We start from the raw sequence: 21,934 nt of genomic DNA, 5'->3' as shown, positions 1-21,934 counted from the left end.
TTTTATTCGGCTAATTTAAATTGTGCAATGACACTCATAAGCGCCTGCTTATCCTGCTCTGCAATGGAAAGCTCGTTAACGCTGTTTACAAGCTGCACAGTTAATTGTTGAAAGGATTCATGCCTTACAAGCAAGCCTAGCTTGCCTTCATAACTTTCTAGCACTTGTTCTGCACGTTTGATGTGCTCATATACTGCTTGTCTGCTAATTCCAAACTCGCCAGCAATTTCCCCAAGCGTGAAGTCGTCGTGAAAATAATATTTGAGAAACGTCCGCTGCTTCTCTGTCAAGAGCGGCTCGTAAAAGTCGAACAACAAGTTTATTCGGGTTGTCTTGGACAAGGCATCTGGTTCATTTGCTTTCATCCCCTCAGCCCCTCCTGTTATTTGCTTGTTCTGCCGACAAGGTAAATACCTTTACACCAGCAACGTCTTTTATAATACATGACACTATAGGCTGCTGTCAAGTATTTTCCCTTGTCACCTTTACGAGCTGTTTTAACTGCTCCAAACCATCGTTAATCGCCGCTTACTCCGCCGTTTTTCCAGCTTCAGACTCATCTTCACGCTGGATTAATCCAGCAAACAAAGCATGAATAAATTGCTCTGAATCGAATTGCTGCAAATCACCCATTTTTTCTCCAAGACCTACAAGCTTAACCGGGAGGCTTAGCTCATTACGAATAGCAATTACGATTCCGCCCTTAGCTGTGCCATCAAGCTTTGTCAGCACGAGACCAGTTACGCCGCTTTTCTCGCCAAACAATTTTGCTTGGCTAAGTGCGTTTTGGCCAGTCGTTGCATCAAGCACAAGAAGAACCTCATGAGGAGCGTCAGGAAGCTCGCGCTGAATCACGCGGAAAATCTTGTTCAGCTCTTCCATCAGATTGGTTTTGTTTTGCAGCCTGCCAGCCGTATCGCATAACAGAACGTCTACGCCGCGCTGCTTTGCAGCTTGCACCGCATCGAACATCACTGCTGCAGGGTCAGCTCCTGATTGCTGCTTAATCACATCGACACCAACACGCTGTCCCCATACTTCCAGCTGCTCAATAGCTCCTGCGCGGAACGTATCGCCGGCTGCCATAAGCACACTCTTGCCTTCGCTCTTAAATTTATGAGCAAGCTTGCCAATCGTCGTCGTCTTGCCGACGCCATTTACGCCAACGAACAAAATAACAGTGATTCCGCTTGGAGCCATCCGCAAGCCGGAATGATCGTCACCCTTCATGAGCTGAATCAGCTTCTCAGATAGGATCGGCTGCAAATCCGAAGCATCCTCGATCTTCCGTTTTTTCACTTCGGCCCGCAGATCGTCAATAAGCTGCATAACGGTATTCACACCAACGTCGGCGCCAATTAATATTTCCTCTAGTTCTTCATAAAACTGCTCATCGATTTTTTTGCGGCGTGTGATTAGCTCTTCTACCTTTTCCACAAAAGCTGTACGCGTCTTCGATAAGCCTTCTTTGAAAATATTTGTCACCGCTTCTGTCTTTGTAGCGATGCTTTCCTTCAGCTTCTTAAAAAAACTCATCGTTCCAACTCCCCATCCTCACGTTGCCGTTTTTTCTATAAGTTATGCGGATACCGGCTCTTCATCCTCTAAGCGCACAGAAACGAGCTTCGATACGCCGCCTTCCTCCATCGTAACACCATATAGCACATCCGCTTCCTCCATCGTGCCTTTACGATGAGTAACGACGATAAACTGCGTAAGCTCTGAAAACTCACGCAAATATTGAGCAAAGCGTGATACGTTTGCCTCATCAAGCGCAGCTTCAACCTCATCAAGCACGCAGAACGGAACGGGTTTCACCTGTAAAATCGCAAATAACAAAGCGATTGCGGTCAAAGCTCTTTCTCCACCAGAGAGCAGCTGTAGATTTTGCAGTTTTTTGCCTGGCGGCTGAGCGACGATGTCGATTCCTGTATCAAGAACACGATCTGGCTCAACAAGCACAAGATCTGCCCGGCCACCACCGAACAGCTTCGCGAATACGATAACAAAATGACTGCGAATCGCTTCAAACGTCGCTTTGAACCGTTTGGACATCTCATCGTCCATCTCGCGAATGACCTGGTACAACGTCGTTTTTGCGTCGATCAAATCATCCTTCTGCTCTGACAAAAACTCAAAACGTTCGCTGACTCGCTCATACTCCTCGATTGCACCTAAGTTCACTTCGCCAAGAGCGGTTATCTGACGTTTAACGTCTCTAACCTCATTTTGAGTACCGAGAACATCCTCAGGTATAGGGTACTGCTCCTTAGCGAGCTCATAGCTAAGCTCATATTCCTCACTGAGCTTCCGAAGCAAATTATCCAGCTCCACGTCTAGACGGTTAGCCGCAATTTCGGTCTGCCTCATCTGCTCTTCAACCGTCCGAAGCTGTCCGCGCTGCTCCTTCGTTTCACTTTCGCCCAAATCGAGCTCGGCAATACGCTTAGCGCGTGCTGAACGTTTGAAATCCGTTTGCTCTGCACATTCCTGCTTCTTCAAACGCAGGTGATTGAGCTGTTCAATCTGCTGTACCGTTTCATCGGCATGCCTTGCGATTTCTTCCTCTTGCTGAACGGACAAGGAACGCAAGCTTCCAAGCTCTTGCTTCGCTCGACCAATTTCCGCACGCACTCTCGCTGATTGATCTTCAAACGATAATTTCTCTTGATCAGTTTTCGCTGCAGCGATCTTAATATCGGTAAGCTGGCCTTGCAGCTCTTCCTTCGCATATTCGCTTGCTTTACGCCGCTCTTCTGCCATACGAATCGCTTCCTGCAGCCGCGCTTCATCTACAACCAGCTGCTCTAACCGGAGCTCCGCAGCTTTGGCTGCTGCCTGAACATCTTTCTGCTCGGACAAATGAGTGTTACGATCCGCTGAATACAGCTGCCGCTGCTCGTCGAGATGTTTCGCCTCATTGTGAAGCTGCTGAAGCTCAGCTCTAATTTGCTGCTCTTCAATACGGCTTTTCTCGCCTTCTGCACGCAGCTCCTCAATATTGTGGGTGCGAATAGAATGTTCTTTGCGCAAATCGCTTAGCTTATTACGAAGCTGCTCTACCATCTTGCGAGCATCTGCAATCTCTTGATCAAGCGCGTCGATTTGACGTTGACGACCAAGCAGGCTAGCGCCTTTCTTCTGCAAGCTGCCCCCCGTCATTGAACCGCCAGCATTGACTATATCACCTTCAAGCGTGACGACGCGGTATCGATATTGACATTTCGATGCAATCCGGTTGGCTTGCTCCAGCGTTTCAGCTAGCAATACATTACCAAGCAAACTGTTCACAATCGCTGAATAGCGGTCATCCGAGCTTACCAAATCAGCAGCAACGCCTACGAAGCCCTCAATGGATTCGGCGATACGCTTGTCATGCTCAGGAACTTGTCTGCCACGTATGACATCGAGCGGCAGGAAGGTAGCTCGTCCTAGCTGACGCTGCTTCAAGAATGCGATAGCTGCGCGAGCCGTTTTCTCATCTTCCATGACCACATGCTGCAAGGCCCCGCCCAGTGCAGTCTCAACGGCAGTCTCAATGCGTTCAGGAACACGAACAAGCTCTGCAACCGCGCCATGAACACCGCTGATTCCGCTATTACCGCGTCTGGAAGCTTTGAGAACTTCCTTTACGCCCTGCATAAAGCCATCCAGCGCATCCTGCATTTCTTTCATGGTATCGCGCCTAGAAACATGGCTGTCTAGCTTCTGCTCCCACTTTCGCATGGCTAAAGTGACCTCTTCCAAACTTTGAGAAATTTTTCTCGTTTGTTCAGATTCCGAAAGTGTTTTGTTTCTTGCCTGCTCTAGTCGCGCCAGCGTAGATTCAAGCGAAGCCGCAAGTGCAGAGCGTCTCTCGTCCAATTTTTCCTGCTGCTCCAGCCATTTGGTCTCATCCTCGCTAATTCGCTCCATCCGCCGCTGCAATGCTTCTTGCTGCTGCGAAGCATAACGAATTTCGTTGCGGTGCTGCGCCATCGAGCTTAGCACTTCCAATAGCTCGCTTTTGAGTGTTTCTTCCGCATCAACGACTGCTCCGCCTGCAACGCCTACGAGACGCGCTTCTTCATCGGCTATTTTCGATCGCAGATCTGCTAGCTGCAGCTGCAACGCAGCTGCACGGCTGCGAAATTCCGCTTCTTCCTGCGTCATGGTGACAATGCGAGCGTCCTGTGCAGCGATTGATTCTTCAAGCTGACGTTTATTTTGCTCCAAGTTGCGCTTGCGTTCCTTCAGTACCTCGCCGTATCCTTCACATTTCTCGAAATCCTCACTAATTTGCAGCATCGCTTCATGAAGCTGATCAAGCTCGAGCTCAAGCTCCCGCAGCTGCTGACGATCCTTCTCCAAATGTGCATCATGTTTGCTGACAACCGTAGATAGCTGAAGCTGCTCCTGCTGCAAACGCTCAAGCTTGCCGTTTGCCTCCGTCCATGAACCATGAATCTGTTCGATGTTATGTACGTACATAGAGATTTCCTTCGTTTTCAGCTGTTCCTTGAGCGCTTTGAAGTGAATGGCTTTCTCCGATTGCTTGCGAAGCGGGCCCACCTGATCTTCAAGCTCTGTCACCAGATCATGAATGCGAAGCAGATTCTGCTCGGTTTCATCAAGCTTCCTCTGCGCTTCGCGCTTACGCGACTTGTATTTGACGATGCCGGAGGCTTCTTCAAATATTCCGCGACGATCCTCCGAGCGCGTGCTCAAAATTTCTTCAATTCGGCCTTGTCCAATGATGGAATAAGCTTCTTTACCGATACCGGTATCCATGAATAGCTCGGTAATATCTTTTAGCCTGCACGGCTGCTTGTTTATTAAATATTCGCTATCTCCGCTGCGATGTACACGCCGTGTCACTGTTACCTCGTTATACTCGAGCGGCAATGCCCCATCCGAGTTGTCAAGAGTAAGGGATACTTCGCTGTAATTGACAGCTTTCCTAGCATCGCTTCCGGCAAAAATAATATCTTCCATCTTGCCGCCGCGGAGGCTCTTTGCGCTTTGCTCGCCGAGCACCCAGCGTATGCCGTCCGAGATGTTGCTTTTTCCGCTGCCGTTCGGCCCTACAACCGCAGTAATACCGGTTACAAACTCCATTTCGGTCCGATCAGCGAAAGACTTAAAGCCTGATAATTCAATCCGTTTCAGAAACATGTCTTGGTTTTCACCTCACCCCTCATTGTACCACATCTTATGGGCCTTGATAACCATTTAAGCTACTAAAAGCAACCAAATGCTGCGTTTATCACCTTATTTCAGCTAGTTAATCCGCTCTTCCTTTTTATCAGGGCCACATAATAAACGTTCATAAAAAAAGAGAGCGCCCGGCAGGTCAGAAGACCTTCCGGAAACTCTCTATGCTGATTAGCCTTGTTCCTGCGATAGCGTGCGCCATGCTTCAGCTGCAGCACGCTGCTCCGCTTCCTTCTTCGTCCTCCCGCTGCCGACGCCAAAACGCTCTTCACCGAGATATACTTCAACGACAAATTCACGGTCATGCGCAGGTCCACGTTCTTCAATGATTCGGTATTCCACCGCACCAAGCCCATGATGCTGCGATCGTTCCTGCAGCTTCGACTTGGAGTCTTTAACAAGAAGACCATAGTCGTTTGACTCAACAAAAGGAAACATATGCTCATTAAGAAAAGCTCTCGTTTCCTCAATTCCTGCGTCAAGGAAAATGGCACCGACAAACGACTCGAACAAATCAGCTAGCAATGCTTGCCTTTGCCGACCGCCTAGCTGCTCTTCACCGCGTCCGAGAAGCACATGCGAACCGAGCTCCAAGCGTTCAGCAAATTGGGCTAAAGATGGCTCGCAGACGATTGATGCACGCATTCTCGTGAGCTCGCCCTCAGGCCGCTGCGGATACGTTGCGAACAAGTACTCCGAAACGAGTAATTGAAGCACCGCATCTCCCAAAAATTCCAAACGCTCATTATCTTGAGCTGACCCGCGCTTGTGTTCATTTACATAAGAAGTATGAGTGAAAGCTTGCCTCAGCAGCTTTGTCCGCTTAAAACTGAGCTGCAGCCGCTGCTGCAGCTCATAGAAGGAATCACGCTTCATAAACTTTCATCACGATCGATGCATTGTGACCGCCGAATCCGAATGAGTTGGACAATGCTATCCTTACATTCGCTTCACGCGGTTTATTAGGTACATAATCAAGATCGCACTCCGGATCTTGATTGTCTAAATTAATAGTCGGAGCGATGATTCCGCTTTTGATAGTCAAGCCGAGAATTACGGCTTCTACGCCGCCAGCAGCACCTAGCAAATGACCTGTCATCGATTTCGTTGAACTGACCGCTACTTTATAAGCATGGTCGCCGAGCGCTTTTTTGATCGCTTTTGTCTCTGAGCGATCACCGACAGGTGTCGAAGTGCCGTGCGCATTGATGTAGTCGATCTCAGAAGGATCAATTCCAGCATCCTTGAATGCTTTCACCATGCAGCGAGCTGCACCATCTGGATCTGGCTCAGTCATGTGATGAGCGTCACCGCTCATACCATAACCAATAACTTCAGCATAAATTTTTGCACCGCGTGCCTGCGCATGCTCAAGTGATTCAAGTACGAGTACACCAGCGCCTTCGCCCATTACGAAACCATCACGGTCAACGTCGAACGGACGACTTGCTTTTTCAGGCTCTTCATTGCGAACGGACATCGCACGCATTGAGCAGAAGCCTGCCATGCCAGTCGGTCTGATCGTCGCTTCTGCTCCGCCAGCAATCATCACGTCAGCGTCGCCGCGTTGAATCAATTTGAAAGAATCGCCGATGGAATGAGTGCCCGTAGCACAAGCGGTTACCGCAGTGCTATTTGGACCTTTCGCACCAGTAAGCATGGATACTTGTCCAGAAGCCATGTTCGCGATCATCATCGGAATAAAGAAAGGGCTGACACGCTTAGGACCTTTCTCCAGCAAAATATTGTGCTGGTCTTCCCAAGTGCCAAGTCCGCCGATACCGGAACCGACCATAACGCCAACACGCTCAGGGTCAGCATTTGTACCAATTTGCAAATCAGCATCTTTAACTGCCAATTGACTAGCTACAGCAGCGAATTGTACGAAACGATCCATTCTGCGTGCTTCTTTTTTATCTAAACCGTAATCTTCGGGATTGAAATTTTTAACTTCTGCGGCAATGCGCGTAGGATACTCAGAGAAATCGAAAGCTTCAACAACCGATACACCTGATTTTCCGTCCAGCAAGTTACCCCAGAACTCTTCCAAATCGGAACCGAGTGAGGTAATAACCCCCATACCCGTAACAACAACTCTTTGTTTCATTCGATTCACCTCTATGTCCAGCAAATTTGGTGCGCAAGCTGCGTCACCTTTGTTAATCGGTCAATGTTGCTATATTGCGTATACCCTGCTTATATTTCTCCGTAAATACAAGCCTAGCCGTACCAAACGGCGAAACCTTTACGCTTGAAATATAAGGAGGTATAAATGAGATGCACATAAAGCCATTCACGCTTGTTTATATAAAAGCTGCCTTGCTTGCTTAAGTGTAATTCAGAAAACTGCCTAGATGGAGAGAAGTCCCGTTTATTAAAAACGGGACTTGTCCTTCTTACGTATGAGATTGTATGTATTTAACTACTTCTCCCACAGTGGTGATTGTCTCAGCATCTTCATCAGAAATTTCCATATCAAACTCGTCTTCTAGCTCCATGACCAATTCAACGACATCAAGAGAGTCAGCGCCGAGGTCATCTTTAAATGAAGCTTCAAGTGTAACTTCCGCTTCGTCTACGCCTAGTCGGTCGATGACGATACGTTTTACGCGATCTACTACTTCGGACATCCGGTTCACCTCCTCCATGGTATTATACGAGAATTAAAGATAAAATGCCATACGTAACCGTTTTAATTCATTATTGCTGAATTATCTTGTGTTACATATACATGCCGCCGTCCACATGAATCGTCTGTCCAGTCATATAGGCTGAAGCATCCGAAGCAAGAAAACGGACTGCGTTTGCGATGTCGCTCGGATCACCGAGACGGGCAAGCGGAATTTGGCCAGATAAAGATTGGCGCATTTCTTCCGGCAGCTTGTCCGTCATTTCGGTTTGAATAAATCCTGGGGCTACACAGTTAACTGTAATGCCGCGTGACGCAAGCTCGCGGGCACTAGCCTTAGTAAGACCAATGACACCAGCTTTGGCTGCAACATAGTTAGCCTGCCCAGGGTTTCCGAGCACACCAACAACAGAAGAAATGTTGATGATTCGGCCGGAGCGTTGTTTCATCATAGAGCGAGTGACCGCTTTAATGCCGTTGAAAACCCCTTTTAAGTTGGTTTCTATGACTTGGTCAAACTCGTCTTCCTTCATACGCATGATTAAATTATCTCTTGTAATGCCCGCATTATTCACTAATATGTCAACCGCTCCGAATTGCTCGATGACTTCCTTGACCATCGCTTCAAATTCATCTACTTTGCCAACATTAGCTTTTATTACAATAGCGCGTCTACCGAGTGCTTCTACAGCTTGCGCCGTTTCAGCTGCTGCCGCTTCGCTGCCTGAGTAGTTAATGGCAACATCCGCGCCTGCCTCGGCGAGGGCAATAGCAATCGATCTGCCAATGCCCCGCGATGCGCCTGTTACGAGTGCTTTTTTTCCTTCCAAGCTAGCAAACATCGAATCCCCTCCATCCTATTGTTCATTCACCTGCAGCGCTTCAAGCGCACTGATGCTGTTAATCGAGATGACGCGTAGATTTTTGTCGACTTTTTTGATCAGGCCGGCAAGCACCGTTCCCGACCCGATTTCCACAAATGTATCAACGCCTTGCTCGACTAAATAACGTACGCTATCTTCCCAAAGGACAGGTGAATACACCTGCTCTACGAGCAGACCACGTATCTCATCCGCCGATGTTACCGCGTTGGCAGTGACATTCGCCACAACAGGAACATTAGCATCCTTCATCGCTATATCAGCTAATGTCGCTTGAAGATTTACAGCTGCAGGCTTCATTAGGGATGAATGGAATGGACCGCTTACTTCAAGAGGAATAACCCGCTTAGCTCCAGCCTCTTCTTTGCCGCGCTGGACAACAGCATCAACACCTGCTGCAGTACCTGACACCACAATTTGACCTGGACAATTCACATTTGCAAGTTCAACAGCCGAGCCTTCAGCTGTAATTGCCGCACAAAGCGCTGCGAGCGTATCGCGTTCAGCGCCGAGCACTGCTGCCATTGCGCCTTGGCCGCTAGGAACAGCTTGCTCCATAAATTGGCCGCGAGCACGGACAGTACGAACAGCATCTTCAAAGGATAGGACTCCAGCTGCGACAAGCGCGCTATACTCCCCAAGGCTGTGCCCAGCAACATAATCCGGCTTCAGCCCCCGGCCTTCCAACGCTTCCAATAGCGCAACGCTAACGGTAAGCAGTGCAGGTTGTGTATTCGCTGTTTGTTTAAGTATATCTTCTGGTCCCTCAAAAATAATCTGGCTTAATGAGAAGCCCAGTGCCTCATCCGCTTGTTCAAAAATCGCACGGGAACGATCAAACGCATCATAGGCGTCCTTGCCCATTCCGACAGCTTGTGCGCCTTGCCCCGGAAAAACAAATGCTATTTTACTCATAACGTTTCCCCCTTACACACGTATACGGCTCGAACTGCATCAGACAGTATGGCTCGTTTCGCGGTGATATGTAAGCTCGTCATAAGAGGAAAACTTATAACGTCTTATTTTTTCAAAAAGCTGCAACGCTCATACTACCATACCAGAACGGAAGCTCCCCATGTCAAGCCGCCGCCGAAACCTACAAGTACAAGGCGGTCTCCTTCACTCACACGACCCTGTTCAACGGCTTCAGCCAGTGCAACTGGAATGGATGCCGATGACATATTACCGTATTTGTCCAAATTGACCATCGCTTTATCTTCCGACAAGCTTAGTCTGTTTAAAGCGGACTGGATAATCCGTATATTCGCTTGATGAGGAATAAGAAGATCAATATCTTCTTTGTTTAGGCCAGCTTTCTGCAAAGCCTCTTCAGCCACGCTGCCCATAATTCTAACCGCAAACTTGAATACATCATTGCCAGCCATATGAATGAAATGCTGCTTCGACTGGATGCTTTCTTCCGATGCTGGAACGCGTGATCCGCCTCCATGAACCTTCAGCAGGTCTCCACCGCTTCCGTCTGCGCCAAGCACAAACGATTGGAAGCCGCGGCCTTCTTCAACCGGTCCAAGTACAACAGCACCTGCACCGTCACCGAACAAAATACATGTGTTGCGATCCGTGTAATCAGTAATTCGCGATAGCGTCTCAGCGCCTACAACAAGCACATGCTTGTACATGCCGCTGGCGATCATACTCGTTCCTGTCGCTAGTCCATATATAAATCCGGAGCAAGCAGCCGACAAGTCGAACGCAGCCGCTTGCTTTGCTCCCAGCTTATCTTGAAGCAAGCAGGCAGTCGAAGGGAAAAACATATCAGGCGTAATTGTAGCAACTATAATGAGATCGATATCTTCTGCCGTAAGTCCAGCCGCGGCAATCGCTTCACGCGATGCATGCAGGGCAAGATCGGATGTTGCTTCTTCTGCTGATGCTAGGCGGCGTTCTTTAATGCCTGTGCGAGTAACAATCCATTCATCATTTGTTTCAACCATTGCTTCTAGTTCTTTGTTCGATAAAATACGTTCTGGCACGTATTTACCAGTACCAATTATTCCGACAGGATGTAAACCCATTTCGCACACTCACTTCCCGTTGATTTCTGATGCGATTGTTTCAATCAATTGTCCTTGAATGGCGCTGCGAGCCTGTCTTACGGCATTTTTCACAGCGAGGGCATCCGAGGAGCCGTGGCATTTTACTACAAGGCCATTCAGTCCAAGCAAAGGTGCACCGCCATGCTCCTTATAGTCCATTCTCTTCTTAAGCATACGCAGCTTAGGAAGCATGATAGCCGCAGCAAGCTTGGTTAACAGCGTTTGACCGAAAGCGTCCTTAAGCGAATCAAAAATCGTACCCGCGGCGCCTTCCATGGCTTTGAGCATAATATTGCCGGCAAAACCGTCGCAAACAAGGACATCGCAATTTCGATTTAATACATCCCTTGCTTCAACGTTGCCGATAAAATTTACGGGAGCTTGCTCAAGCAAAGCGTAAGCCGCCTTAGCCATCTCATTCCCCTTCATCGCTTCAGTTCCCACGTTCAGAAGCCCAACTCTCGGCTTCTCCAGTCCGTGTACCTTGGCACGATAAACGCTGCCCATAATTGCATATTGCAGCAGATGCTCCGGCTTTGCATCCATATTCGCTCCCAAATCAAGCGTAAGAATGCCGACATCATCCATCGTAGGCATCATAGGAGCGAGCGCGGGCCGTTCGATTCCATCCATTCGACCGACGACAAGAAGTCCAGTCGCCATCAAAGCGCCAGTATTGCCTGCTGACAGCATAGCATCTGCCTGCTTCTCACGAACGAGCTGTCCAGCAACGACCATGGATGCTCCTTTTTTGCGGCGTACCGCTTTAACAGGCTCATCATCTGGACCAATGACCTCATCAGCGTGGCAAATGGTTATATTAGCGGGCTTTTGCCCTTTCATGAGCGGTTCAATAACAGACGTTTCACCAACGAGCAGCAGCTCTGTATCGGGCCACTGCGCCGCCGCGTCAAGCGCTCCTTGCACAATTAAGCCAGGGGCATTGTCTCCCCCCATAGCATCAATAGCGATCCGCACGTACGTCTCCTCCTTCAGCATCTGTGTCTCCCGCGGACCGATAAATAACAAAGTTACCCTGGAACACCATTTCGTCTCCGACATATGTGAACAGCTCTACCTTCGCCTTGCTTCGCTCGCCCGAAATGGAACGAACATAAGCCTTGGCAATACATTTCTCCCCAAGCTTAACAGGTCGAATGAATCTAATATCCGCTGTTACGGTAAGTGCAATTTCATCATCTATAATAGCAACGGCAAGTGAATTTGCTTGTGCAAATACGTGATGACCGCGTGCAATGCCCGTTCTGGAGAATACATGTTCTTCACGAATCTCGAATACTGAGATGCCGCTCTTGTCCAATTCCAAATCGACAATATCACCAATCACCTCATGCAATGCGAGCGATCGAACGGAGTCGTATGAACGTTCTGCCATCAGCTTCAGACGTTCTCTAAGTTCTGGTATACCAAGCTCCATCCGGTCAAGGCGTATCGTCTGGATGCTTACTTTGAGCAACCTAGTCAGTTCCCGATCCGTTATAAAAGGATTTTCATCAATGTGTCGGGCAAGCTGCTGATGCCGCTGCCGTTTGGGCATTCGTTCGATGTTCGGCACCACCTTTTACCAAATAGTGAATGATAGACAATCTTATATCCGTTCCGCGGCCTTGTGAGGCATCAGTACGATTAGTATATGTATGTTGCTTGATATTATCACCTGGTACTAATTAAGTATATAAAAAAATACGCTCGAGCGCAATGTTGCATAAAAATATAACCGCTTTTTCATCCATTCCCTATCGTCATACGAATCGATATGAGCAAAAAAATAGCACTTCATCGCATGGATGAAGTGCTATCCCAGACATCATTTCTTATTGGGAAATGATCTCTTTTGTTTTGTAATATCCACAAACTTTGCATACGTGGTGAGCCAATTTCAGCTCGCCGCATTGCTCACACTTCACCATGCCCGGTACTGCAAGTTTGAAATGCGTACGACGTTTATCACGGCGAGTCTTGGATGTTCTACGCTGAGGTACTGCCATATTTAACACCTCCTTCAAAAATTCAATCAGCACTACTCTTATTCCTTAAATAGATCCTTTAGCGCTGCAAAACGGATATCAACCTTCTCCGTGGAGCAGCTGCATTTGTGCTCATTTAAGTTCTGTCCGCAAGTCTGACAGAGACCTTTACAATCATTGCTGCAAAGCGGTGCAAAAGGCATGAACAGTTGAAGTGCTTCTTCCACATAAGGCTTCAAGTCCAGTCTGTCCGCATTTACTTCAATGAAATCACTCTCTTCCTCTTCCATATCCTCATCACGGTCTTCGTCAGACGTAGCCCGCTTAAATACTTCAGAGAATCGAATAACCGTATGATCCTTTACCGGTTCAAGGCAGCGCGAGCAGGCAAGCTCGAGATCGATGGCAAGCTTGCCATCCACTTCGATAAACTCTTCGTGCCCAGTTACCTGAAGCGATACATGGAGAGGTCCCGTACGATAAACATCTTGGCGTCCTTTAAAAAGGTCACTAACATCGAGCTGTTCGTCGATTGTAGTTTTCAACCCTTTGGACATTGTTTCTTGAATATGAAACTGCATCAGATCACCCCAAACAAACAAAGATTATTATATCTATCAGACTACTGTTTTGTCAACATTTTCACACGGTTTTTCAATAACACTTGATGCAGACCGTGATTGTGCTCCCTCTCTATGCTATAGTGAAACAACCAACATTTAACAGAGAGAGGATCAAGCGAATGCGCACCGTCGGGCTCATTGTCGAGTATAATCCATTTCACAACGGACATTTGTATCATTTGCAACAATCGCGCAAAATAACGCAATCTGACGCCGTCGTTGCCGTTATGAGCGGCCATTTCCTGCAACGCGGCGAGCCCGCCCTGCTGGATAAATGGGCTAGAACACGTATGGCGCTTGAAGGCGGCTGTGATCTTGTCATTGAATTGCCGGTTGCTTACGCAACACAGGCCGCAGAGTGGTTCGCCTATGGCGCTGTGTCCTTATTAGAGGCGACAGGCGTCGTTGACAGCTTCTGCTTCGGAACGGAAAACGGTGAGCTTGAGCCGCTGCTACAGGCAGCAGAGCTCATTACAAACGAGCCGCCAGCCTTTAAAGCTTTATTGAAGCAGCTGCTTCAAACGGGAATCAGTTATCCGAACGCGTATAGCAGCGCCATTACCACCTACTTATCGGATCATGGCTATTCCTCTGCCGCTAATTTTCCATTCGCGCTTCCTAATCATACATTAGCGCTCCATTATTTGCTTGCGCTGAAACGGCTAGGCGGCAAAATGGAGCCGCACACTATCACTCGTGAGAAAGCGCAGTACAATCAAGAAACCGCAACCGACAGCCAAATCGCAAGCGCGACCGCAATCCGCAAGCTGCTGCTCGAGAAACGATCTCTTGAGGAAGCGCGCGCTTATGTACCAGAATCCACAACGCGAATCTTACAGCAGGAATGGGCTAGCGGACGTTGCCCGATCAGCTGGGAGCCTTTTACGAATGCGCTGCTTCACGCGATTGTGACTCGCTCGTCATATGAACTTTCGAACCTGCATGAGATGACAGAAGGATTGGAGCATCGCATTTTGAATGCCCTTCCCAAGCTGCCCTCGCGCCAGTTCGATGACCTGCTAGAAGCTTTAAAAACGAAGCGCTATACGAGAACGAAGCTGCAGCGTTCACTTCTTGCTATTCTGCTTGGACATCAGAAATCTGATTTCACACCGGATAAGCTTGCTTCGGGTGTTGAATATATAAGAGTGCTTGGTTTTACGGAAAAAGGCAAGCTTTTATTGCGACGCATGCGAAATTGTGCCAAATTGCCTGTGCTGCTGAGTGCAGCTAGAGCACCAAAGCCCTTCCGTTATTTGGAGCTTGATACACAAGCGAGCAGTGTCTATTCACTAGGCGTACCGGGCATTCATGCCCCTCAATCGTTATTCCGTGATTTTACGGAAAGACCCGTAACCATCGATTCCTAATCGAAATAAATAAATGAAAGTTACCTTTCGTTCCCAGCGAGATAATCTTTTACTTGCTCCACAGCTTCCTTCAGCGTACTTACGCTGACCACCTTCATCGAGGCGTTAAGCGCTTTTGCTTTCGCCTCGGCATCCTTATAGTTATCAGAAGGAACAAGAAACAACTCCGCGCCTTCCTCGCTTGCAATGACAACTTTTTGCTTTATTCCGCCGATAGCTCCGACCTCTCCGAGTGGAGTAATCGTGCCTGTCGCCGCAATGCGATGACCTCCCGACAAATCACCGTTCGTTAGCAGATCCAGCGATTGCAAAGCAAAAACAAGACCGGCCGATGGCCCCCCAATATCGCCTACTTTTATACTAATGCGGTTATTGTGATCCGATGGTTCCAAGCCGCGTTGTTCCGTCAAGTTTACGATGCCCAGAACACTCAAGAGCTGCTCGTTAGTCGAGACAGATTTTAATGTATCCGATGAGTAAGAGATCTGTAGTTGCTGCCCTTTGCGCTCCACATCAAATAAAACATTTTGCTGCTTATCATACCCTCTCAGCGTCTCAAACAAAACTGCCAAGTTGTTCGGCGGTTTTTCGCCATGAATGCCTAAAAGCTTATCTCCAGCTTTGAATGAACTTTTCAAAGGGTGATCGATAGGATTTACTTCCGTTATAACAACACTGTTCAGCTTACTTGCATAGGGTAAACCTGCGTAATGATAAGCAGCTTCAATCGCATTGTTTTGCGAGCCCTGCATGATGATGCTTAGCCTTTGTGCATACTCTTCTTTTGTGTATCCTTGCAGCACATCTCGTTTGAGATGCACATCCATATTCGAATTCCACATCGATTGAATAGTCCGCAAGAAATTAGGCTCCGTCATTTTCACTGCTGTCAGCAAAAAGTCGCCTTTTCCTAAAGCATCTCCCTTTTCAATCGTTACCATCGGTTTAACAGGTACAGCAATCCCCGGCTCATAAACAACATAGGGCGTTGGAGCATATAACAATACCCACATCAAAGCCGCTGTCGATACAGCGATCGTTGCTATTCTGCGAAAATCTGATCGTTGTTTTTGCAATCGCACACCCCGTTCAAACTTCCAATTTGCCAGTCAAATATAGCATTAACTATTCTGAGGCAGACAAGCTGCTCCAAATGTTCTATCCATGACTTTATACGCGTACTATTTAACGTATAAGATTGTCCATCTCATGATGCCCTAGCCCTGCCTTTCGGCGAGTCGCATCATTTCTATTTTTGCAGCAGATTAAAGGAGTGGAGTAGCATTGGCTAAAACAGTTATGTTAGCGTTCCTGTCCATATTGCTCGTTGTTGCCATCATCATTCAGCCAGATGCTGCGTTTCAAGCCTCGCTTCAAGGACTCACCGTCTGGTGGAATATTGTATTCCCCGGTTTATTGCCGTTTCTCGTATTGTTTGAGCTTATTGCAGCCTTTGGGCTCACGCATGCACTAGGCTCTCTGCTCCAGCCGCTGATGAGCCGATTGTTTAAACTGCCAGGTGAAGCCGCGCTTGCGATAATTCTTGGTTGGATGGGAGGTTATCCCGCGGGAGCAGAAGCGACAGCTTCCTTACGCAAAAGAAACGTCGTTACAAAACAACAGGGCCAGCGGCTGCTAGCCCTCGCTCATATGCCAAACCCATTATTTATGCTTGTCGTTATCGGCGCAGGCTTTCTGCACAAGCCCATTGTAGGTGCCATTATTGCTGCAGCCGTATGGATATCCGCGCTATGGGTCATGTTTATAATGACACTGTTCAGCCGTAAAGAGCAGTCAGGACAAGAGCGGTCAGATCAGGTCCAACCTGGTCATCAACTAGGTCAAAAACAACCAGTTACAGCCAATGACGTGGAGTATCGCAGCACCATCCTTCATCGTGCAGCTGAGGCATTTCGCCTCGGAAGAGAGCAGGATGGCCGCAGCTTCGGCAAAGCGCTTGGCGACTCTGTTGCAGCAAGCGTTCAGAAACTTATGATGATTGGCGGATTTATGATTTTTGCAGCTGTGCTTGCAAAATTATCAGAGCCGCTGCTATCGCCATGGCTAGATAAGGCTGGGCTAAACTTTATTAGCCAGGCTTTTTTTGAAGGTCATATGGGTGCTTATGCGGCTGCGATCTGGGATGCTCCCGGAGCCGGCATGCTCTGGAATGCTGCTGCTATCGCAACTGTGCTTGCATGGAGCGGACTAAGTGGCATTTTACAAGCTGGATACTCCATTACGGGGACGGATCTTAAGCTGCTCCCATTCGCATTATGGAGAATCGTTCATGCTCTCCATGCCTGTGTATTTATGATCATTCTGTGGAAGCCGCTCACTTCAATGCTTCGTCCGATACTCGCGCCTGGAGCAACGCCAACGTTGGCGCCATCTGATCCTTACTCTATGCAACACACTGTCGCTGCTATCATAAATGCAAATGATTTACCATTTTTATGGCAGTTCTCCATATCAGCCTGCATCCTACTTACTCTTTTGGGACTGCTTGTATCCCTCATACTTCTGCCATACCGGAGAACAGGTAAATCGATATAATCCAAAATAAGATAAACAATGGCTTTTTCAAACATTTATTTAAATTTTCGAGTTATATTTCTCTCTTAGCTGCTTCTCCACAATTGGCGGTACCAGCTCATGCACTGCGCCGTGAAATTGTGCGATCTCTTTGACGATGCTCGAGCTTAAGTAGGAATACTTCGGATTCGTCATCATGAACATCGTATCTATTTCATCATCAAGCAAATGATTAGTTGAAGCGAGCTGCAGCTCGTATTCAAAATCAGTTACTGAACGAATGCCTCTAATAATGACATTAGCTTGCCGTGTTTTCATAAATCGAACGAGCAAATCCCGGAAGCTGTCAATTTCCACATTTGGAATATCGCGCGTCACTTCGGTAAGCAGCGCTTTGCGCTCCTCCACGCTGAACAAAGGATTTTTACTCGAATTGTTCAATACGGCAACGATTAGCCGATCAAATTGTTTGGCAGACCTTCGAATAATATCCAAATGGCCATAAGTTACAGGGTCAAACGTGCCAGGATATACAGCAACGCGCTCTTGTTTATTCGTTAACATCGGATTCACTCCCGTCTTGATGACTGTCATCGCTGTAATATTGATATATAGAAACGGCAATATCCCCGTATTTCGCATGCTTCAGTTGGTCAAAATATTCCAGCTTCTCCGGGTAACGGTGAGCTGCATCGTGCTCGACTACGATAATCGCATCCGACTCAAGCATCTGATTTTGGGCAAGCTGCATCATAAGACTATCCATCGTAATCATTTTGTATGGCGGGTCAAGAAAAACAAGCCGGAACTTTTGCTCCCGCTTCGCTAGCGCTTTCAATGCGCGCTCCGCATCATTTTTATAAATTTCAGCAGCGCTTCCCATCTTCGCCGTTTCAACATTTTGACGAATCGTATCAATGCTTATTCTTTCCCGATCAACAAAAACAGTACGTTCTATGCCTCTGCTCCAAGCCTCGATACCTAATCCACCTGTACCTGCGAACAGATCCAGTGCTATTCCTCCGTCAAAGTAAGGTCCGATCATGCTAAAAATAGCTTCTTTAACCTTATCCGTTGTCGGTCTCGTATTCATACCAGGCACAGCCTTAAGCGTGCGGCCCTTGGCCTCGCCCGCAATGACTCTCACTTGCAATTGCCCCCTTCTATCTCATTCCCGCCTATCGTACCATAGAATCCCGTTCATAATAAAGCAGTTGCAACTCGAAAATTGTGGACGCCGCTTGCCCATATCTGTACGACGATATTTTTTTCATTTTGAACAAGTATATTTACCAGTAATAAGGACAAAATAAATTTATCGGCGTCGCAAGATGTCGTAGACAACCGCGGAGAAGACTTACGTTTCCCCATAAGCTCTTCGTCCGGTTTCTCCTCTCCCATGAAAAGGGCGCTCCGAAAGGAGCGCCCGATTTTTTTGTTTAAATCCTTGTTATATCAAGGTTTATTTGAGTTAAATTGAATGCAATTTATATTCCTGTCCACCAATTGTCCACCAAAATTATTGTTGAGATACACTTCACTACTATCTAACAAAATAAGTCGCTTTCAGTCTGGAATACTCTATTTTTTATAACCTTACTTACTATACGTTTTCGAATCTCTTCCGGGGCGCCATTAAGAACTACTTAGATCATTTTAATGATTTGCATAAACCCGCTAAACCCTTGATTATCAAGGGTTTAGCGGGTTTTCTTTTGTTTTGCAGATCGCAGGAATACGATTAATACTAATTATTTTTCACACTTTTTTCACCCTTGTTTTATGTACATAAAGATAAGAAAAAGCCCTTATTATTTAAAAGGGCTTTCGGCTTCTTCTATATAATTAACTGCCTAATGACTGTACCTGCATTATGTTGCTTCAAATTTCTTGCAATATATCACGAAAATAGGACTTTCAATGTAAAATTTTGAACTCTTCTAATCCGTTTTTCTGCTTCCAACGTAATAAGTATTTACATACATTTGCAGTAGCCACAGTTTCAACTCCAGAAAGTTGATCTGTAGCAGCTTCTAACACATCTACGCACTCAACCTTACCAGAAAGAAGTATAATGTTGTTAATGGTTTACCCAAGTCGTTCATCTTTGTTCACCTCTCATGATTTTCAATATTCAAATCGGAACTAATAATAAATCATTTCGTATTTGTCATTAAGGGAGTTGGTATAATGTTCATATTAATTCTTGGTATTGCTATTTTAACACTCGGGATATATTCGATAAAAAAACCTAATTCTTGGTTATTTAGGCGGATTGGTGACGATTCTGAAACGAGTGACAGCCAACAGACTTTTAACCGAGACCGCGGTTTAGTAATTTTGATTATGGGAGTTATATTTCTCGTAGGTGGCATTCTTAACGTAATTAATTAACCCGTATACCTCTACAAGTTATTCTGTTTTCATGCAGTACTATTTAAAGTTGGTACTCACTCCTTACAAAAAATTTCTGTATCATGGGATGAAAAGGAGTGATCCATGATGCAGAAAATAATGAAAGTAATATTAATCATATTAGGAGCATTTATCGTTCTTTTTTACGCATACTTATTTGGATTATGGTATATCATTCGCAACGTTTCATTTGCACCTTAAAAGTTTTTAGATGAAACCTCCTCATGATCCTCGATATTCAAACGGTTAATTGAAACCAAATTAAAATCCGTGTTAAACTAAATGTAATATAATCTATTAAATGAAGGGATACCGCCATGTTATTTTACAAATTACAGCCAGCATTTAAATTAATCGCTTTAGGACTTGCTGCCTTCGGATGTTACATTGTTTATAATTTGTTATTCTAATGGTTTTCAATGTTCATTCTAGATTATTAATATCTTCCTCGTCATCTTTAATCATGATGGGATTCTACTCCGATCCATAAGCCGCACAAACCAAATCATCACCTACTCATTAAAACGGTATCCCAAATCGTAATATATGTATGCTGATCCATGCAATACCTCCTCATGACCCTCGCCTTTTAACCACTTCATATACATAGCCTACCTCTATCATCTACATTAAAACGTTATTCACCTTTTTATTAAGATTCATTGTCATTTAAATACGCTCTCCTTATTTTTGGTTTAAAACAGATCATTATTGTGCCACCCACCTATGGCATGCGCCGAGGTGAGATAGCTGGCTTAGGATGGTCTAAAATTAACCTTGAGCTAGCCCATATTTATATTACGCTAACCATACCACAAATAAAAAACAGTGCTGGGCATTAGCGCTACGGCCAGCTTGCTCCAGCCTTCCGCTTTGAAATTAAGAAAATTATTTATACTACCATGGCGTTACGAATAAATAGAACATATGAGAAAAACCTTGCCTTATTTCGTACCATTTCGGACATGTGAAAGGTCTGACTAATCTTATTTTATATTCTATATAGGCAACTTGCTATCTAACCGAAAGGGGAAGATCTCCTCTCCCATAAAAAGGGCGCGCGATTTTTTGAATAAAGCCCCATCGTCCCAATTCCAAACAGTTAATATCAGTTCTAACTCATCCTGATGAGCTTCAACTAGCCGCTTTCATTTTTAACCCATCTCTTGTTTGCCATTGTGATTCTTTTGCCAATCTCTTCTCTTCTGGTTTAGCGGTTTTAGGCAACATTAATGATAAAACCATACCTAGCAATGCTTTGATTTTAAAATAATAAGGAAGAATCTTAAATAAGAGAGAGAAATAAATAAATTAGGTGTACAATACTAATAGACTCCTGTTAAGGAGTAAAATTAGATATGAGGTGTTCCATTGATTCCAGAGGGTATTAATTGTTCCGTGTTTTTTGATGAAATTAAACAAAAACCAAAAAGTAACTCCACATTATTAATAAAAGGGATTGTCAGTTCGGGATTTAAAATTAAAATGAACTTGGAGTACTCAGGGGTAGAACTTATCGATAACAGCAACGCCATGATGCCGGATGAAATTTTGAATTTATTGAATGAAGATTTAAATGAAATTTTCGGAAACGGCCCATTTGATAAGAAAGTATTAAAACAAGAAATTAAAAACCTGAATATGCTTTATTATGTAAGATATAATGGTAAAGCTTATCGAAGCGATGAATGGGATGCTATGCAGCCAGAAGATTTTGCACAACTGTAATAAACGCCATCATTTATAACGATATCGAAAATCCAAAGCACATGCAAAAACAGGAAAAAAGCCTCCCTATTATTACGGAGACTTCTCCCTGTTTGTGAGACAAGAATCGCAACCAGTTATCGAAATCCTGTCAGATTTAGCTCACAGCTTAGATCTTTTCATTGACTACAAATTAGTGTCTCGACCAACCGTGTATTATTAATTCCGTTTTGTTACACAATCTGCAGATCCTTCAGCTCCATCCCCCCCCCTGTCATATCAATACGCCTCTCAATATAAGACAATCCAATTTTAAATAAGATACAAGGATTTTTAATTTTTTTCTTATTTAGGGTATGGTTCACCATAATCGGTCGGCGAATAATTCGCGCGATTCCCCTTAAGCAGTACTCGTATTGTTCAATGAAGCTTTAACATTTCATAATTTCATTAAAAGTATTCAAGAAAAATCAGTAGAATATAAGCAAGAAACTTTTATAAAGGTACCTGAGTCTTTTAGTTAATTAGATGCAAGC

21 protein-coding genes are annotated in these 21,934 nt (G+C 45.8%); 3 read left to right on the top strand and 18 right to left on the bottom strand.

The window, feature by feature from the left end; genetic code table 11:
- Positions 1–2: 2 nt before the first annotated feature.
- The 13 genes from ylxM to BK120_RS15165 form a co-directional block, all read right to left on the bottom strand.
- Entirely contained in the window at positions 3–365 is a 363-nt protein-coding gene (gene ylxM / locus BK120_RS15225; protein ID WP_076268337.1) for a YlxM family DNA-binding protein, read from the bottom strand.
- 163 nt (positions 366–528) lie between these two features.
- Complete coding sequence (ftsY, locus tag BK120_RS15220; protein WP_076268336.1) at positions 529–1,536, bottom strand: signal recognition particle-docking protein FtsY; 1,008 nt, start codon at positions 1,534–1,536, stop codon at positions 529–531.
- 42 nt (positions 1,537–1,578) lie between these two features.
- The gene (gene smc, locus BK120_RS15215; RefSeq protein ID WP_076268335.1) at positions 1,579–5,154 is read right to left on the bottom strand and encodes a chromosome segregation protein SMC; all 3,576 of its coding nucleotides are present in this window, start codon (positions 5,152–5,154) and stop codon (positions 1,579–1,581) included.
- Between the two features lie 210 nt (positions 5,155–5,364).
- Positions 5,365–6,069 (bottom strand): ribonuclease III, encoded by a 705-nt coding sequence (gene rnc, locus BK120_RS15210; RefSeq protein ID WP_076268334.1) that lies wholly within the window; start codon positions 6,067–6,069, stop codon positions 5,365–5,367.
- A complete protein-coding gene (gene fabF, locus BK120_RS15205; RefSeq protein WP_054029014.1) occupies positions 6,059–7,300 on the bottom strand; it encodes a beta-ketoacyl-ACP synthase II in 1,242 nt (413 codons plus the stop codon). Before fabF ends, rnc begins: the two co-directional genes overlap by 11 nt.
- A gap of 289 nt (positions 7,301–7,589) precedes the next feature.
- Positions 7,590–7,823 carry an acyl carrier protein gene (locus tag BK120_RS15200; RefSeq protein ID WP_053375686.1) on the bottom strand — a complete coding sequence of 78 codons (234 nt, stop codon included), beginning with the start codon at positions 7,821–7,823 and terminating at the stop codon, positions 7,590–7,592.
- Between the two features lie 91 nt (positions 7,824–7,914).
- The gene (gene fabG, locus BK120_RS15195; RefSeq protein WP_076268333.1) at positions 7,915–8,664 is read right to left on the bottom strand and encodes a 3-oxoacyl-[acyl-carrier-protein] reductase; all 750 of its coding nucleotides are present in this window, start codon (positions 8,662–8,664) and stop codon (positions 7,915–7,917) included.
- Positions 8,665–8,679: 15 nt separating this feature from the next.
- Positions 8,680–9,618, bottom strand: coding sequence for an ACP S-malonyltransferase (gene fabD / locus BK120_RS15190; RefSeq protein WP_076268332.1), 939 nt, complete (start codon positions 9,616–9,618; stop codon positions 8,680–8,682).
- A gap of 134 nt (positions 9,619–9,752) precedes the next feature.
- A complete protein-coding gene (locus BK120_RS15185) occupies positions 9,753–10,739 on the bottom strand; it encodes a beta-ketoacyl-ACP synthase III (protein WP_076268331.1) in 987 nt (328 codons plus the stop codon).
- Positions 10,740–10,748: 9 nt separating this feature from the next.
- Positions 10,749–11,738: a phosphate acyltransferase PlsX gene (gene plsX, locus BK120_RS15180; protein ID WP_076268330.1), complete on the bottom strand. Its 990-nt coding sequence runs from the start codon at positions 11,736–11,738 to the stop codon at positions 10,749–10,751.
- Positions 11,722–12,318, bottom strand: a complete 597-nt coding sequence (gene fapR / locus BK120_RS15175) for a transcription factor FapR (protein WP_054029019.1) — start codon at positions 12,316–12,318, stop codon at positions 11,722–11,724. Before fapR ends, plsX begins: the two co-directional genes overlap by 17 nt.
- 277 nt (positions 12,319–12,595) lie before the next feature.
- Positions 12,596–12,769: a 50S ribosomal protein L32 gene (gene rpmF, locus BK120_RS15170; protein WP_006036546.1), complete on the bottom strand. Its 174-nt coding sequence runs from the start codon at positions 12,767–12,769 to the stop codon at positions 12,596–12,598.
- A gap of 38 nt (positions 12,770–12,807) precedes the next feature.
- A complete protein-coding gene (locus BK120_RS15165; protein ID WP_054029020.1) occupies positions 12,808–13,329 on the bottom strand; it encodes a YceD family protein in 522 nt (173 codons plus the stop codon).
- 161 nt (positions 13,330–13,490) lie between these two features.
- On the opposite strand from BK120_RS15165, the gene BK120_RS15160 reads away from it, so the two are divergent.
- Complete coding sequence (locus BK120_RS15160) at positions 13,491–14,741, top strand: nucleotidyltransferase (protein ID WP_076268329.1); 1,251 nt, start codon at positions 13,491–13,493, stop codon at positions 14,739–14,741.
- A gap of 20 nt (positions 14,742–14,761) precedes the next feature.
- Here BK120_RS15160 and BK120_RS15155 read toward each other — a convergent pair whose 3' ends face one another.
- Positions 14,762–15,817 (bottom strand): YlbL family protein, encoded by a 1,056-nt coding sequence (locus BK120_RS15155; protein WP_076268328.1) that lies wholly within the window; start codon positions 15,815–15,817, stop codon positions 14,762–14,764.
- Positions 15,818–16,025: 208 nt separating this feature from the next.
- On the opposite strand from BK120_RS15155, the gene BK120_RS15150 reads away from it, so the two are divergent.
- On the top strand, positions 16,026–17,297 hold the full coding sequence (locus BK120_RS15150) for a nucleoside recognition domain-containing protein (protein WP_076268327.1): 1,272 nt from the start codon (positions 16,026–16,028) through the stop codon (positions 17,295–17,297).
- A 39-nt stretch (positions 17,298–17,336) separates the two neighbouring features.
- Here BK120_RS15150 and coaD read toward each other — a convergent pair whose 3' ends face one another.
- From coaD to BK120_RS36410, 4 genes are all read right to left on the bottom strand, one after another.
- The gene (gene coaD / locus BK120_RS15145; RefSeq protein WP_076268326.1) at positions 17,337–17,840 is read right to left on the bottom strand and encodes a pantetheine-phosphate adenylyltransferase; all 504 of its coding nucleotides are present in this window, start codon (positions 17,838–17,840) and stop codon (positions 17,337–17,339) included.
- Positions 17,827–18,423: a 16S rRNA (guanine(966)-N(2))-methyltransferase RsmD gene (gene rsmD / locus BK120_RS15140; protein ID WP_076268325.1), complete on the bottom strand. Its 597-nt coding sequence runs from the start codon at positions 18,421–18,423 to the stop codon at positions 17,827–17,829. Before rsmD ends, coaD begins: the two co-directional genes overlap by 14 nt.
- A 53-nt stretch (positions 18,424–18,476) precedes the next feature.
- Complete coding sequence (locus tag BK120_RS15135; protein ID WP_076268324.1) at positions 18,477–18,677, bottom strand: hypothetical protein; 201 nt, start codon at positions 18,675–18,677, stop codon at positions 18,477–18,479.
- Positions 18,678–19,193: 516 nt separating this feature from the next.
- On the bottom strand, positions 19,194–19,349 hold the full coding sequence (locus BK120_RS36410; protein ID WP_372238997.1) for a DUF3310 domain-containing protein: 156 nt from the start codon (positions 19,347–19,349) through the stop codon (positions 19,194–19,196).
- A gap of 1,713 nt (positions 19,350–21,062) precedes the next feature.
- Here BK120_RS36410 and BK120_RS15120 point away from each other — a divergent pair.
- A complete protein-coding gene (locus tag BK120_RS15120) occupies positions 21,063–21,419 on the top strand; it encodes a hypothetical protein (RefSeq protein ID WP_076268322.1) in 357 nt (118 codons plus the stop codon).
- The last annotated feature ends 515 nt before the right edge of the window (positions 21,420–21,934 follow it).

The sequence above is a fragment of the Paenibacillus sp. FSL A5-0031 genome (genome assembly GCF_001956295.1).
Taxonomy (GTDB): Bacteria; Bacillota; Bacilli; order Paenibacillales; family Paenibacillaceae; genus Pristimantibacillus.
Note: the sequence above shows the minus strand (reverse complement) of the source record. Positions and strands in the feature narration are given on the sequence as shown.